12 protein-coding genes and 1 tRNA gene are annotated in these 14,818 nt (G+C 64.4%); 11 read left to right on the top strand and 2 right to left on the bottom strand.

The features are described from left to right. Positions 1-193 precede the first annotated feature (193 nt). From ACVOMF_RS05645 to ACVOMF_RS05690, 10 genes are all read left to right on the top strand, one after another. Complete coding sequence (locus tag ACVOMF_RS05645) at positions 194-4,114, top strand: ESPR-type extended signal peptide-containing protein (RefSeq protein WP_481508391.1); 3,921 nt, start codon at positions 194-196, stop codon at positions 4,112-4,114. Between the two features lie 55 nt (positions 4,115-4,169). After that, the gene (locus tag ACVOMF_RS05650) at positions 4,170-4,946 is read left to right on the top strand and encodes an outer membrane protein assembly factor BamE (protein WP_481508392.1); all 777 of its coding nucleotides are present in this window, start codon (positions 4,170-4,172) and stop codon (positions 4,944-4,946) included. 112 nt (positions 4,947-5,058) lie between these two features. After that, positions 5,059-5,661, top strand: coding sequence for a DUF998 domain-containing protein (locus tag ACVOMF_RS05655; RefSeq protein ID WP_481508393.1), 603 nt, complete (start codon positions 5,059-5,061; stop codon positions 5,659-5,661). A gap of 202 nt (positions 5,662-5,863) precedes the next feature. After that, complete coding sequence (leuS, locus tag ACVOMF_RS05660) at positions 5,864-8,506, top strand: leucine--tRNA ligase (RefSeq protein WP_481508394.1); 2,643 nt, start codon at positions 5,864-5,866, stop codon at positions 8,504-8,506. Between the two features lie 91 nt (positions 8,507-8,597). Beyond that, complete coding sequence (locus ACVOMF_RS05665; RefSeq protein ID WP_481508395.1) at positions 8,598-9,173, top strand: LPS-assembly lipoprotein LptE; 576 nt, start codon at positions 8,598-8,600, stop codon at positions 9,171-9,173. 43 nt (positions 9,174-9,216) lie between these two features. Further along, a complete protein-coding gene (gene holA / locus ACVOMF_RS05670; RefSeq protein WP_481508396.1) occupies positions 9,217-10,260 on the top strand; it encodes a DNA polymerase III subunit delta in 1,044 nt (347 codons plus the stop codon). After that, entirely contained in the window at positions 10,261-10,971 is a 711-nt protein-coding gene (gene nadD / locus ACVOMF_RS05675; protein ID WP_481508397.1) for a nicotinate-nucleotide adenylyltransferase, read from the top strand. A gap of 60 nt (positions 10,972-11,031) precedes the next feature. Continuing rightward, on the top strand, positions 11,032-11,451 hold the full coding sequence (gene rsfS / locus ACVOMF_RS05680) for a ribosome silencing factor (protein ID WP_282269796.1): 420 nt from the start codon (positions 11,032-11,034) through the stop codon (positions 11,449-11,451). Positions 11,452-11,526: 75 nt separating this feature from the next. Then, positions 11,527-11,997 (top strand): 23S rRNA (pseudouridine(1915)-N(3))-methyltransferase RlmH, encoded by a 471-nt coding sequence (gene rlmH, locus ACVOMF_RS05685; RefSeq protein WP_057627097.1) that lies wholly within the window; start codon positions 11,527-11,529, stop codon positions 11,995-11,997. A gap of 24 nt (positions 11,998-12,021) precedes the next feature. Further along, positions 12,022-12,098, top strand: a tRNA-Asn gene (locus ACVOMF_RS05690). 231 nt (positions 12,099-12,329) lie between these two features. Here ACVOMF_RS05690 and ACVOMF_RS05695 read toward each other — a convergent pair. Then, positions 12,330-12,992, bottom strand: a complete 663-nt coding sequence (locus ACVOMF_RS05695; RefSeq protein ID WP_481508398.1) for an energy transducer TonB — start codon at positions 12,990-12,992, stop codon at positions 12,330-12,332. Positions 12,993-13,348: 356 nt separating this feature from the next. Continuing rightward, entirely contained in the window at positions 13,349-14,086 is a 738-nt protein-coding gene (locus ACVOMF_RS05700; protein WP_481508399.1) for an SIMPL domain-containing protein, read from the bottom strand. A 131-nt stretch (positions 14,087-14,217) separates the two neighbouring features. On the opposite strand from ACVOMF_RS05700, the gene ACVOMF_RS05705 reads away from it, so the two are divergent. Next, positions 14,218-14,814 carry a Maf family nucleotide pyrophosphatase gene (locus tag ACVOMF_RS05705; RefSeq protein ID WP_481508419.1) on the top strand — a complete coding sequence of 199 codons (597 nt, stop codon included), beginning with the start codon at positions 14,218-14,220 and terminating at the stop codon, positions 14,812-14,814. Positions 14,815-14,818: the final 4 nt, after the last annotated feature.

Genomic DNA, 14,818 nt, shown 5'->3' on the forward strand with positions numbered 1-14,818 from the left:
CCGCTGTGATGCCCATCACTTAATCGCCGTGGTTGCCGAATACGTGCATCTGCGTGCCGCTAACGGGTATCGCTTTGCCAAATTGCCCTATGGATGTGCCGGATGTGGGCAAACCAACGCGTGCACAAGCGTTGTACTGGCCTCACGAACCAAGACCTGTCCGCGCCCGGATAGGTCGAACCGGAGGCGCCACATGAACCGCATTTATCGTTTGGTCTGGAACCGCACACTCAATGCCTTCGTCGTAGGTTCCGAACTGGCCAGCGCACAGGGGAAACGTTCTGGTCCGGCAAGCTTGTCGCCGTCGATGTCGTGGCGTCTGGCTGGTCTGGGCAGCGCCATCGCGCTGGCGATGGCCGGGCCAGCGTGGGCAACCGACGCAAAGCTTGCCGACCTGCAGGACCTGGTCGCCAAGTACAGCAACACCGACGCGCAGCAGATTGTCGCCACCAGCCTGCCGACAGTCGGCGCTGGTACTGCGCTCAACGCCTCGGTGAGATTGCCGGCGGTGCTGCAGGTGGAGGCGTCGACGACTGTCATGGTCAAATCGCGTGTTGCTGCTGCAACAGCGCCAATACGCGCACAAGTAGGTGTGCGAGCTGCGCTGCCGAAGTTGCACCAGCATGGCGGGGCGACGTCACCAGCAGCCGCGCTGTCAGTCGTAGCTGATGCTGCGCTCGCAGTGAAGCCGCTGGCGGCTTCGGCCAATGCTGCGGTCACTGCAACGGTTGGCCCGCTGACCGGAACCGGCGCGGGACTGCAAGGCATCGCCGCGGTGCTGCTGCCGGGCAAGGAGGAGGGCGGAAGCCCGTTGCATGGAACATTGCTTTCAACGGCTGGTGCGGTCAAAGAGCTCACTGGCGAAGTGCTGACCGGCGAGCCGGTGGCTGCGCTGGAAACACTCACCTCGCATGTGGGGACGACGTTGACGCCGATTGGCCAGCATCTGGGCAGTGGCGTCGAAGCTGTGGTCGGTGGGCTGTTGCCGGGGCAACAGGGTGGAAGCCCGTTGCAGGGTGCGCTGGCTTCAACGGTGGGCGCGGTCAAGGAAGTGGCTGGCGAGGTGCTGGCCGGCCAGCCCGTGGCTGCGGTCGAAACGCTTACCTCGCATGCCAGCACGACGGTGACCTCGGTTACCGGTCATCTGGGCAGTGGCGTTGCCGGTGTGGGTGACCTGTTGCTGCCAGGCGCAAAGCAAAGTGGCAATCCGGTGCTTGGTGTGGTGACCGGCACGGTGGGTGCCGTTGAAGATCTGACCGGCGGGCTGGTCGAGGGTACCGGTCTGGGTGGTGCTGTGAATGGCGTGGTCGATGGCACTGCGCCTGTGCTGGACGGCGTCGGCGATCTTCTCGGTGCGGTGGTGGGTGGTGTGACCGGCTCGAACACGTTGGGCGCAGGTGTCACCAATACGGTTGGCACGCTGACCGGCGGGCTGCAGGACACGACCGGCGCGCTAGCCAATGGCGACGTGACTGGCACGTTGCAGAATCTGTTGGAAACGGTCGACAACACTGCTTCCACGCTGCTGGGTGCGACCGGCAATACGCTGGGCGGCATCGTCGGCTCTGGATCGGGCGTGGGTGGTGTGACCGGTGCACTGAGTGGCGTGATCGGTGGTGTGACCGGTGGGTTGTCGAACGTTGTTGGCGGCCTCACCGGCACTCCGGTGGTGCCCGCTGCACCGCCGGCACCCAGCGCAGGCCCATCTGGCCTGATCGTCGGCAATGGTGGGCTGGTTGGCTCGGTGAACCAACTGGTGGATTCGCCGCTTACCTCCATTCTGGGGGGCAACGGCTATATCAACAGCGGCAGCCTGAAGGTCAACAGCACCAACGTGATGCAGACCTATTCCGAGGTATCGGTGCTGGGTTTGCCGGTGGTTAATCTGAGTCCGGTAGGCAGTCTGCTGGACGGGCTGGGTGGTTTGAGCACCGGCGGCAACTCGCATTTGACCCTGATCGGAGGGGTTACCTCCGACAGCTACATCACCAATATCAACAACGGCGATCCGGGCGGCCTGCTTGGCCTGGTGTTGCCGGACGGCGCTCCGGGCTGGGCCTCCGACTGCCTCAACGTGCTGGGTGCGGTGACTGCCAAATGCTGGGCAGTGCCCGCAGCGCAGGATTACCAGGTGCTGATCGGTGACGGCGCGTTTGCAAATGGCTCCAAGGAAGTGGTGATCGGCAGCAACGCCGAGCACCGGTTGGCAACGCAGACGGCAGACCAGGTGTTCATCGATGCTGCAGGCGGCAAGACCGGTGTCCCGACGGCAGACTATGACGCCCGACTGGGCCATTCGGTGGTGGTTGGTGACAGCGCCAAGGGCACGGCCAACGCGCAGACCCTGCTCGGTGCTGGTGCAACTTCGGACAAGGCCAACAGCGTGGCGCTGGGCTTCAAATCCAATGCCGCCCGCGGCGGCCAGGACAACTACACGGCGTTCGGCCTGACCGCTACCCAGACTTCCATAGGTGAAGTGGCGGTGGGTTCGGCGGGACGTGAGCGCCAGATCACCCATGTCGCCGCGGGCAGCCAGGACACCGATGCGGTGAACGTCAAGCAGCTGCGTGGCGCATTGGACCAGATTGATGATCTGGGGCTGGCCGCCGTGGTCTACGACGAAGACGTCAATGGTGTTGTCAATTACAGCAAGGTGACGCTGGGCAGTGGTCAGGCGGTCAGCGGCACTGTGCTGGCCAATCTTGCCGCTGGCTCGGTCGCAGCGGGCAGCATGGAGGCGGTCAATGGTGGCCAGCTGTTTGGGCTGGGCAGCTCGATGGCGGCGTATCTGGGGGGCGGTGCGACCTTCAACGGTGGTGTACTTGGCGCGCCGAACTACCAGATCAACAGCATTGGTGTGCTGGGTGCGGCTTCGCTGCAGTCTTATGCAAACATCGGCAGCGCGTTCAGCTCCATCAGCGATTCGCTGCTCAACCTGCGCAATCTGTTGCCGGGCAATGTCCCGGGCAGCAGCGATCCCTTGGCGGTGAAATACATCGCCGACGCCGCCGGTAATCCGACCAATGCAGTACGTTTGACCGGCAATGGCAGTGGTGCGGCGGTGGCCCTGGGCAACGTGGCTGCCGGCAGTGTCACCACTGGCAGCCTGGATGCGGTCAACGGTGGGCAGCTGGCCGCAACCAACCAGGCGCTTGCGTCGGCCATCGGCGGCACGCTGCAGTACAACAGCAGCACCGGGCAGTGGAGCGCCGCCAGCTTCAACGTCACTTCGATCAACAGTAGCGGTGTTGGCAGCCAGCAGACGCTGGGCAATGTCACCGATGCACTGGCTGCAATGAACGGCTCCATCGTCAACGTCAACAATCGCATCGACAACATCCAGAACGGAGGCGCCGGCAACCAGTATTTCGCCGTCAATTCAACCAAGGCAGCCGCTTCGGCTACCGGCCAGGACAGCGTGGCTGCTGGTCCGCAAGCAACGGCCAGCGGCAATCAGGCGGTGGCCATCGGCAACGGTGCCAACGCATCCGCCGCCGGCAGCGTGGCGTTGGGGGCGGGCTCGGTGGCAACCCGTGCCAACACCGTATCGGTCGGTGCTGCGGGCGCCGAGCGGCAGATAACCAATGTAGGCGATGGCACCGCGGCCACCGATGCGGTCAACGTGCGCCAGCTGCAGGCTTCGCAGCAAGGTACGGTGCGCTATGACCAGAACACCGACGGCAGCACCAACTATGCCAGCGTGACCATGGGGCGGCCGGGCACCAGTACCGTCATCCACAACGTGGGTACCGGCGTGGCGCCCACCGATGCAGTCAATGTCGCACAACTCAACAAAGGCATGGGGGAGGTCATGGACTGGTCGAAGAACTACACCGATCAACGCTTCAATGATGTCACTCGCGACATCAAGCGCATCGATGACCGGGCCTCTGCCGGCGTCGCCTCTGCAATGGCAATGGCGGGTCTGCCGCAGCCCACCGAGGCGGGTAGGCGCATGGCGTCGATGGCGGCCAGTACCTTCCACGGCGAGTCGAGCATGGCGGTGGGCGTGTCGGGTGTCACCGATGGCGGCCGCTGGATCTACAAGCTCAGTGGCTCGGCCAATACCCGCGGCGATGGCGGGGTGACCATCGGTGCCGGTTTCCAGTGGTGAACACTGCGAACGGCTACCTGCAAGCAGACAACCCTGGCTACGCATCGAGGACGTTATGAACAGGAAATGGACCGCACTTGTCTTGCTGGCAACGCTGACCGCCTGTGGCAAGGACAACGTGCGAGAGGAGTTTCCGGACCCGGCTCGCGCCTATCCCGCGGGCGGCACCTATGTGAATCTGGACAACCTGCGCCAGTACGCGCCAGGCATGAACAAGCGTCAGATCCAGGAGTTGCTGGGTACGCCACAGTTCAACGAGGGTTTGTGGGGTGTGCGCGAGTGGAATTATGTATTCAACTTCCGTCGCTCGGTTGGCGCTGAGCCGATCCAATGCCAGTTCCAGGTCAGGTTCGATTCCAAAGGTGTGGCCACTGGGCAGGGATGGAAGCCGGGCAGCTGCGCGGCCCTGCTGGAACCGGCTCCCGCCCCCGTTGCGCCGGCGCCGCCTCCGCCACCACCGGCGGTGGCGCCGCTGCGGCTGTCGGCTGACGCTCTGTTCGCCTTTGACAGTGCCAATTTATCAGCCGCAGGCAGGGCAAAGCTTGATGAGTTCGTGCAAGCACTCAGTGCCAGCACTGCGACGGAGACGCTGAACATCATCGGCTACACCGATCGCATCGGCAGTGATGCCTACAACATGGAGTTGTCGCGGCGGCGCGCACAGAGCGTGCGCAGCTATCTGGTGCAGCAAGGTATTCCCGCTGCCGCGATCCATGCCGAAGGACGCGGCAACAGCGCGCCCCTGGTGCAGTGTGACGACACTGCCGGCGCAGCACTGCTGGACTGTCTGGCGCCGAACCGCCGGGTGGAAATCGCTGTGACTGGCGGCTGAGTGCTGGCAGCCAAAGCATGCGGCCGATGTCATTGTCGGTCGTAACCCGCACAATGGCGGCTGGTAGTCGTGGCAGCTGTGCCCCGGCCAGAGCGGGACAAGGTGTGCTGTGTTGAAGTGGAACAATGTAATGGCCTGGGCTGGTCCCGCGGCGGCGGCGGTGTTCATTGCCGCGGTGGCGGGCTTCGGTGCGCAGCTGCACGGCTACGACCAGATGTTGCACCCGGTGTCCTTGCTGGGCGCTCGTGGCATCCCTGGTGGCACCACCTTCAGTCTGCTTGGCTTCGTGGTGCCAGGCCTGCTGGCGGCGATAGCGATGCTGGACCTGATCCTGCGCATGCCGGCCAGCGCGCCGCGTCCGCTGCGGGTAGGTGGGCAGATGCTGCTGTTGGCCGCCATCGCCTTTGCCGCGATGGGGCTGTTTCCGCTGGATGTGGAGGATATCGAGAACCGCGCCAGCCAGTTCCACGCCAGCGCCTGGTTGCTGTGGCTGCTGGCGTTCACTGCTGCCGCCATCACCCTGCGCTTTGGGGCAGGCAAGGCCAGTGGCTGGCGGTCCTTGTCGACACTGACCGTGGTCTGCGCGCTTTGGGCTGTCTGCAGTGCCTTCCTGTTCGAGGTCGCCATGCCGGTAGCCATGGCGCAGCGTTTGGCGTTCCTGGGTTGGCTGGTATGGCTGTTTGGCGCCGCCCGGCTGGCACCGCCGCGCAGCTGAGTGGCGCGGCACAATTACCCCACTGGCGGGGCAGCGAACGCGCAAGCGACGCGCCCGGCGCTGGCCCGAGAATCTGCTGGTTTATTAAAAGCTCTATATTTCAATGACCTGCGATTCTTGCTGGATGCTGGTCCGCGCCCGGATTGGAGTGCAATGATGCACTGCGGTACCCTTTGCCGCTTTGCCGTTGCCCAGCGTTGACATGTCCAGCGTCGAACCGAATATCTACGATCCCCAGCAGGTTGAAGCCGCCGCCCAGAAGTTCTGGGAGGCCGAGAAAGCATTCGAGGTAAACGAAACCTCGGACAAGCCCAAGTTCTACTGCTTGTCGATGCTTCCGTACCCGTCCGGTGCACTGCACATGGGCCATGTGCGCAACTACACCATTGGCGACGTCATCAGCCGCTACAAGCGCATGACTGGCCATAACGTGCTGCAGCCGATGGGCTGGGATGCTTTCGGTCTTCCGGCCGAAAACGCCGCGATCAAGAACAAGACCGCGCCGGCCAAGTGGACCTACGCCAACATCGGCCACATGCGCAGCCAGCTCAAGTCGCTGGGCTATGCGATCGACTGGTCGCGCGAATTCGCTACCTGCACGCCGGATTACTACGTCCACGAGCAGCGCATGTTCACCCGTCTGATGCGCAAGGGCTTGGCTTACCGCCGCAATTCGGTGGTGAACTGGGACCCGGTCGACAACACCGTGCTGGCCAACGAGCAGGTCATCGATGGCCGCGGCTGGCGTTCCGGCGCACTGGTCGAGAAGCGCGAGATCCCGCAGTGGTTCCTGCGAATCACCGATTACGCCCAGGAGCTGCTGGACGGCCTGGACGAATTGCCGGGCTGGCCGGATTCGGTCAAGACCATGCAGCGCAACTGGATCGGTCGCTCCGAGGGCCTGGAAATCCAGTTCGACGTGCGTGATGTGGATGGCGCTGCACTGGATTCGCTGCGCGTGTTCACCACCCGCCCGGACACGGTGATGGGCGTGAGCTTCGTCTCCATTGCCGGCGAACACCCGCTGGCCGTGCATGCCGCAAAGAACAATCCGCAGCTGGCCGCCATGCTGGCTGAGCTGAAGCAGGGTGGCGTCTCCGAAGCAGAGCTGGAAACCCAGGAAAAGCGCGGCATGGACACCGGCCTGAAGGCCATCAATCCGGTCAGCGGCGAGCAGGTGCCGATCTGGGTCGCCAATTTCGTGCTGATGGGCTACGGCACCGGCGCGGTAATGGCCGTTCCGGGCCACGACCAGCGTGATTTCGAGTTCGCCACCAAGTACAAGCTGCCCAAGCTGCAGGTCATCGCGCTGAAGTCGCCGAAGAACGACGACGAGCGCAGCTACGACGACAGCCGCTGGCAGGACTGGTACGGCGACAAGACCCGCGAAACCGAGTTGGTCAATTCCGCCGAGTTCGATGGCCTGGATTTCCAGGGCGCGTTCGAGGCACTGGCCGAGCGTTTCGAGCGCAAGGCCCAGGGCCAGCGCCGCGTCAATTACCGTCTGCGCGACTGGGGCGTGAGCCGCCAGCGCTATTGGGGTTGCCCGATCCCGGTGATCTACTGCGACAAATGTGGCGCGGTGCCGGTGCCGGAAGACCAGTTGCCGGTGATCCTGCCGGAAGACGTGACGCTGAATGGAACCGGTTCGCCGATCAAGGCTGACCTGGAATGGCGCAAGACCACCTGCCCGGACTGCGGTGGCGCGGCCGAGCGCGAAACCGATACCTTCGACACCTTCATGGAGTCGAGCTGGTACTACGCCCGCTACACCTCGCCAGGTGCTCGCGAAGCCGTGGACAAGCGTGGCAACTATTGGTTGCCGGTCGACCAATACATCGGTGGCATCGAACACGCCATCCTGCACCTGATGTATTTCCGTTTCTTCCACAAGCTGATGCGCGATGCGCGCATGGTGGACAGCAACGAGCCGGCGCAGAACCTGCTGTGCCAGGGCATGGTCATCGCCGAGACCTTCTATCGCCAGAACAGCGACGGTTCCAAGGATTGGTTCAATCCGGCCGACGTGGACACGGTGCGCGACGAACGCGGCCGCATCACTGGCGCGACCCTGCGTGAAGACGGCCAGCCGGTGGTGATCGGCGGCGTCGAGAAGATGTCCAAGTCCAAGAACAACGGCGTCGACCCGCAGACCATGGTGGCCAAGTACGGCGCTGACACCGTACGCCTGTTCTCGATGTTCGCTGCGCCGCCGGAACAGTCGCTGGAATGGAACGAGGCCGGCGTCGACGGCATGGCGCGCTTCTTGCGCCGGCTGTGGGCAATGGTGCACAAGCACGCCGCCGACGGCGCTGCGCCGGCCCTGGATGCTGCTGCGCTGACTACCGAGCAGAAGGCGATCCGTCGCAAGACCCACGAAACCATCAGCAAGGTCAGTGACGACTACGGTCGCCGTCACGCCTTCAATACCGCCATCGCCGCGGTGATGGAGCTGCTCAACACCCTTGCCAAATTCGACGATGCCAGCGAACAGGGCCGTGCGGTGCGTCAGGAAGCCCTGCAGGCAGCAGTGCTGCTGCTGAACCCGATCACCCCGCATGCCTGCCATGCGATGTGGCAGCTGTTGGGCCACGCGCAGACCCTGCTCGAGGACCAGCCGTTCCCGCAGGTGGATACCGCTGCGCTGGTCAAGGATTCGCTGACCCTGGCGGTGCAGGTTAACGGCAAGTTGCGTGGCACCATCGACGTGGCCGCCGATACCTCGCGCGAGCTGATCGAAACCCTGGCCAAGGACGAGCCGAACACGGCCAAGTTCCTGGTCGGGTTGACGATCCGCAAGGTCATCATCGTGCCAGGCAAGATCGTCAACATCGTTGCGGCGTAAGCCGCAACGGGTATCTCAAGTGCAGTTCACGCGGCATCAGGCAGGCTTGCTGCCTGTTGCCGCTCCCGGCCGGCTCCTCCAGACTGTGTGCATGACTCGATACCTGACTGCCCTGATTCTCGCTGCCACCCTCACTGGGTGCGGTTTCCATCTGCGTAACAAGCTCGCGCTGCCTGCCGATATGCCGGCGGTGCAGGTGGATTCAGCGGTGCGTTACAGCGAGCTGGTCAAGTTCCTCAACCGCGGCCTGCGCTCCTCTGGTGCCACCGTGGTGGAGGACGGCGATACGCTCGCTGTGGCTGGCAAGACGCCAGGCGTCGCCCGGCTGCTGATCCGCTCCGAGCGCTGGGGTGACCTGCCCATCGCCATCGACGGCCAAGGCCGTGCCCAGGAATACAGCCTGCGCTACGCGGTGGTGTTCTCGTTCCTGCGTCCGGACGGCGGCGTGATCGTGCCGGAACAGGCGGTGGAGCTGTCGCGCGACTATGTGTCGCCGCCGCAGGATTCCACCGGTACCACCACCGAGCGCGAAATCCTTGCCGATGAGCTGCGTCGCGAAATGTCTGCCTCGATCCTGCGCCGTATCGACAGCGTGGTCCGCGCCGATGTGGAGAAAGCCCTGCAGGCACCCAAGCCTGCGGAGGACGCAGCGGGTGGGGCGCACTGAGTTGACGCGTCCTGGCGCTACGCAGACGCATAGGGGCTGAACAATGGAGCTGCGACCGGAACAACTGGCCAGCCAGATAGCCTCGCAGCCCTTGGCGCCGGTGTACCTGATCGCCGGCCCTGAGCTGTTGCGGGTGATTGAAGCTGCTGATGCGGTGCGCGCCAAGGCGCGTGCCGATGGCATTGGCGAGCGCGAAGTGTTTGATGCTGATGGTCGCGATTTTGATTGGGGGCAGTTGGCCTCCAGTTTCAACGCGCCCAGCCTGTTCAGTGCGCGCCGCCTGGTCGAAGTACGCCTGCCCAATGGCAAGCCGGGCAAGGAGGGCGCTGAGGTGATCAGCGACTTCTGCGCACGGCCTGCGCCGGATGTGGTGCTGCTGATCACCGCTGGCGAATGGAGTAAGGCACACCAGGGCAAATGGGCCGAGGCGGTCAACAAGGTTGGCGTGCTGTCAGTGGCTTGGGCGATCAAGCCGCATGAGCTGGCTGACTGGATCGAGCGGCGCCTGCGCAGCAAGGGTTTGCGTGCCGATCCTGCGGCCGTGCAACGCTTGAGCGAGCGGGTGGAAGGCAATCTGCTGGCCGCAGCCCAGGAAATCGACAAGCTGGCGTTGTTGGCCGATGGCCAGCCGCTGGATGTTGCCAGGATGGAGTCGCTGGTCGCCGATGCTGCGCGCTACGACGTCTTCAGGCTGAGTGAGGCTGCATTCTCCGGGCAGGCGCCAGCTGTGCTGCGGATGGTGGCTGGCTTGCGCGCCGAGGGCGAGGCGGTGGCTGCATTGATGCCGATCCTGATCCGTGAACTGCTGATCACCGCCGGGCTGGCCCGGGTGCAGGCCAGTGGCGGCAACCTGGCCGCGGAAATGAAATCCAAGGGTATCTGGGAGTCGCGCCAGGCGCCGTTCAAGCGTGCCCTGCAGCGCCACCCCGATCCCCGCCGCTGGGAGCGCTTTGTCGCCGAGGCCTCGCAGGTCGATCGCATGGCCAAGGGGCGGGCCGAGGGCGATCCATGGCTTGCTCTCGAGCGACTGCTGGTTGCACTGGCGGAAGCCCGCGCGGTGCGTCTGCTCGTCCGTGGTGTGCGCTGAATGAGTGCTACGGGGCTGTCGCCGGCAGCTGCTGGCGCAGACGACGGCCTGTGGCTGCTGTACGGCGGTACCTTCGATCCGTTTCATAACGGCCATCTGGCCATCGCGCGCTGCGCTGCAGCCGAGCTGCAGGTGCCGGTGCACCTGATGCCGGCCGCCGATCCGCCGCACCGTGCCCCGCCCGGTGCCAATGCTGCCCAGCGTGCGCAGATGCTGGCACTGGCGGTAGCGGGAGAACCCAGTCTGTTGGTGGATACCCGCGAGCTGCAACGCGCTGAGCGCCAGCCCGGTGTGCCGTCGTGGACCGTGGACACCCTGCGTGAGATCCGTGCCCAGATCGGCCCGCAGCGGCCACTGGCGATGCTGATGGGTGCGGACAGCCTGCTCGGCCTGCCGAGCTGGCATGAATGGGAGCATCTGCTCGATCTTGCGCATATCGTGGTTGCTGAACGACCGGGCAGCGGCTTGGACGGTGAGTTGCCAGTGGAACTGGCGCGTCGGCTGGACGGAGCTTGGGCCGGCTCGGCCGAAAGTCTGATTGATAGCCCGGCAGGACGGGTCTGGCGGCTGCGCCAGCCGCTGCATGCCGAGTCCGCGACCGAGGTGCGGGCCGCCATCGCCAGCGGCGGGCAATGGCGGGATTTGTTGCCTTCGGCGGTGGCCGGGTACATCCTTGCGCAAGGCCTTTATGGCAGTGCCGCGCGGGCGTGAATGCCGGCAGCGGCCATGTTCTCTATAATCGTTCCCCTTAATTCATCGAGTTCTGCTGCTTTGACCACCGAAGCCCAAGTCATCAAGACCCAAATGCCCAGCCCGGCACCCTCCGTACCGGCCCTGCTGGCGTCCGTTCACTCCGCCCTTGAGGAGATCAAGGCCCGGGATGCCGTCGAGCTCGATGTGCGTGGCAAGTCCAGCGTGGCTGACTACATGGTGGTGGTCTCCGGTACCTCCACCCGTCACGTCAAGTCGATCGGTGAGGAAGTGGTGCGCTTTGCCAAGAACCTGGGCGTGATGCCGCTGGGCGTGGAAGGCGAGCGCGAAGCTGAGTGGGTGCTGGTCGACCTGGGCGACGTCATCGTCCACGTCATGCTGCCGCGCGTGCGCGAGCTGTATGCGCTGGAGCGTCTGTGGACCGTTGGCGACCAGCCGCGCTCGGCCTATGACGACGAAGACGAGCAGGATGCTGGCTGAGCCTGAAGGCCGCAGCTTCTGTGACGGCGCCGCAGGGCGCCGTCTTCGTTTGTGCCGTTTGAAAGGAGGCCATGCATGAAAGCCAGATTGATCGCCACCGGCGAACGCGCACCGGCGTGGGTGGCGCAGGGGTTTGCCGAATACCAGAAGCGGCTGTCGCATTGGTTGCCGTTGGAGCTGGTCGAAATCGAGCCAGGACTGCGCGGCAAGGGCCGCGATCCCAAGCGTGCGATCGAGGACGAGGGTAAGCGGGTACTGGCCGCGCTGCCCAAGAATCCCTATGTGGTGGCGTTGGACGTGCCAGGCCGCCAACTCAGTTCCGAGCAGCTGGCACAGCGCTTGGAGCATTGGCGCACGCAGGGGCGCGATCTGGCGTTCCTGATTGGCGGCCCGGAAGGGCACGCGGCAGAAGTATCCGCAGTGGCAGATGAGAAGTGGTCGATAGGCCCGCTGACCTTGCCGCATATGCTCGTTCGGCTGGTCGTAGCCGAGCAGTTGTATCGCGCAGCGGCGATGTTGGCCAATCACCCCTACCATCGCGCGTAATTAACGTATAGAATGCGCCTCCCCGCCCGAATAGCTCAGCCGGTTAGAGCACTTGACTGTTAATCAGGGGGTCGTTGGTTCGAGTCCAACTTCGGGCGCCAAGTTTTAATTGAAAACCCGCATCGCGAGATGCGGGTTTTTTTTGCCTGTTGTTCAAGCTGGTGTGACGTATAGGGCGCGAGCACGGCTCGCACAAGGCGAGCGAGCTCTCAACATGGCGCGAGCGGAAGCTATCGAACTTTTCCCAGCATGGCGACGCTCGCTGTTGGGGCTGGGCTGGCAGTGCCCATGGCAGCACCTCAACTCGCTGCCATGAACGGTAGCCAGAACTGTTAGCCAAGTTTGAAGTCGACCGGGATCAGGCCATAGGCCTGTACCGGACGGCCACCGTCAGTTGCGGGTTGGAACTTCCAGCGGCGCAGCACCTGGCTGCGGGCGGCGTTGTCCAGGCTGCGGTTGCCGCTGCTGCGTTCGATGCTGACTTCCAGCGGCGAACCATCCACATCCACCAAGACCCGTAGTGTCACCGTGCCTTGTGCGCCGGCGATCAGTGCATCACGCGGATAGCTCGGCGCCGGAGCGTTGCGGTAGCGCAGCTGCACGCCCTGCAGCGGTGTGGATGCGCCGATTGGATCGATGGCCGGGCTGTTGTCGATCGCGGGTGCAACATCCACCGGCGCGGTGACGACCGCTTCGGTAGCGAAGATCGGCATCGGTGCGTTGTCCACCGGTGCCGCCAGCGCCGGTTGCCGCGGCGGTGACGGACTGTGGGTCACCGGTACATCGACCGGCGGTGTGGGCGGGTTGGGGATGATGGGTTTGACGTCGGGGACCTGCCAACGCTCACGCACCGCTTCGTTGTGGATCGGTACCTGTGACAGCGGAATCAACAGCAAGCCCAAGGCAAATGCATGCAGGGCCAGGGCCGTGCTGTAGGCAAGGATGCGCGAGGGTTCTACGTGCAGGGAAGGACTGCGTTGTTGCGTGCGGACCATATTCCACCTCCATGCGTGGGCGTGTGACAGAGAACAACGCGCGATGACACGGGACGGGGTTGCTGATTTGCGTCCCGTGGCTGCAGTGCGCCTGTTATTTGCGAGTTCGGCAAGCAGGGGGCTTGTATTTGGTCAGCTGGCGGACAGCTTTTGGGTGCGAAGGCCGGCTCTTGTGGGAGCGGCGAAAGCCGCGAAGCAGGTGCCGCGTCAGGTGGCACAGCTGCTGATGGGTTCGATAGTTCCAGCTTCGTCGCTTGCGCCGCTCCCACAAAAAATGCCGGCCAGCTCACCAAGGTAAGTGGCTGAAACAAGAACGGCGCCCGTAGGCGCCGTTCCGATTGCAATGGCCGCGTTGCTCAGCGGCCCAGTTCGAACACAACGTCCAGGTTGACCGAGACGGTGGTTTCGCCCGGAGACACCGCGGTATCCATTTCCATCTTGTTGGCACGACCAGCGGCCATGGCCATCATCGGCATCGGCCGGAAACCGCCCTGGCTGCCTTCGGAAATGCTGACGATGCGGCGCACGCGCAGGCCCAGCGACTTGGCATAGGTCTCGGCGCGGGCCTGGGCCTTCTTCAGCGCGGCCAGGCGGGCTTCGTCATACACCGGTTCCGGCTGGTCGATCTCGAAGCTGGGGCCGTTGATCTGGTTTGCGCCCTGTGCGGCCAGGCTGTCCAGCACCTTGCCCAGCTTGCTGATGTCGCGAACCTTCAGGCTGACGGTGTTGCTGGCCTGGTAGCCGGTGATCTTCGGCGCTTCGTTCTCGGCGTAGCGGTACTGCGGGCTGAGGTTGATGCCGCTGGTCTGGATGTCGCGCTCGGCAATGCCGGCAGCCTTGATCGCCGCCATCACCTTGTCCATCTGCACGGCGTTGTCGCGCATGGCGGCGTTGCCATCGGCGGCCTGGGTGACCACTCCGGCAGACAGTGTGGCCACATCCGGTACCCGGCGGGCCTCAGCCTGGGCGGAGACGTTCAACAGGGTCGCGTCGCTGGCAACCACGGCCGGGACGGTTTGGGCATTAGCGGTCATCGAGACTCCCAGAGCGAGTGACAGGGACAGCAGCAGTGGGGCGAGGGCGGTACGGCGCATGGTGATCCTCCTTGGCTGGATCGTGAAAATGAACACAGAGCGATGAACGGGTGGTGAGCCATGATGGGGTCACCGTCACTTTGCCAGCAATGCTCATCATTCAGGCTGCTGGCGCAGGTTATGCTTTCACGATGCTTTATCTCGCCTCCCGCTCTCCCCGTCGCAACGAACTGCTGTCCCGCCTTGATGTGCCCTTCCGCGCCCTCGATCTGGAGGTGCCGGAGCAGCGTGCGCCGGGTGAGGCGGCCGAGGCCTATGTGCGCAGGGTTGCGCTGGACAAGGCGCGGGCGGGGCTGGCGCTGGTCGCCGACGATCCGCAGGCGGTGGTGCTGGGCTCCGATACCGAGGTCGTGCTGGATGACCGGGTCTATGGGAAACCGGCCGATACCGACGATGCAGCGGCCATGCTGGCCTCGCTGGCCGGGCGCACGCACCGGGTGATCACCGTGGTGGCCTTGGCTGCGGCGGGGCGTCATGCGCTGGAAACGGTGATCTCGGAAGTGACCTTCGCGCCGATGAGCGCGGCGCAGATCCAGGCCTACGTCGCCACCGGCGAGCCGATGGGCAAGGCTGGCGGCTATGCCATCCAGGGCGGGGCGGAGCGTTTCATCAGTCATTTGGCCGGCAGCTACTCCGGGGTGATGGGGCTGCCGTTGCAACAGACCGCCGCGCTGCTGGCGGCATTTGCCGCGGGCGCGGGCGAGGATTCCATGGACAAGGGGGAATGAAGGA

It is taken from the genome of Stenotrophomonas sp. STEN022, assembly GCF_056760155.1.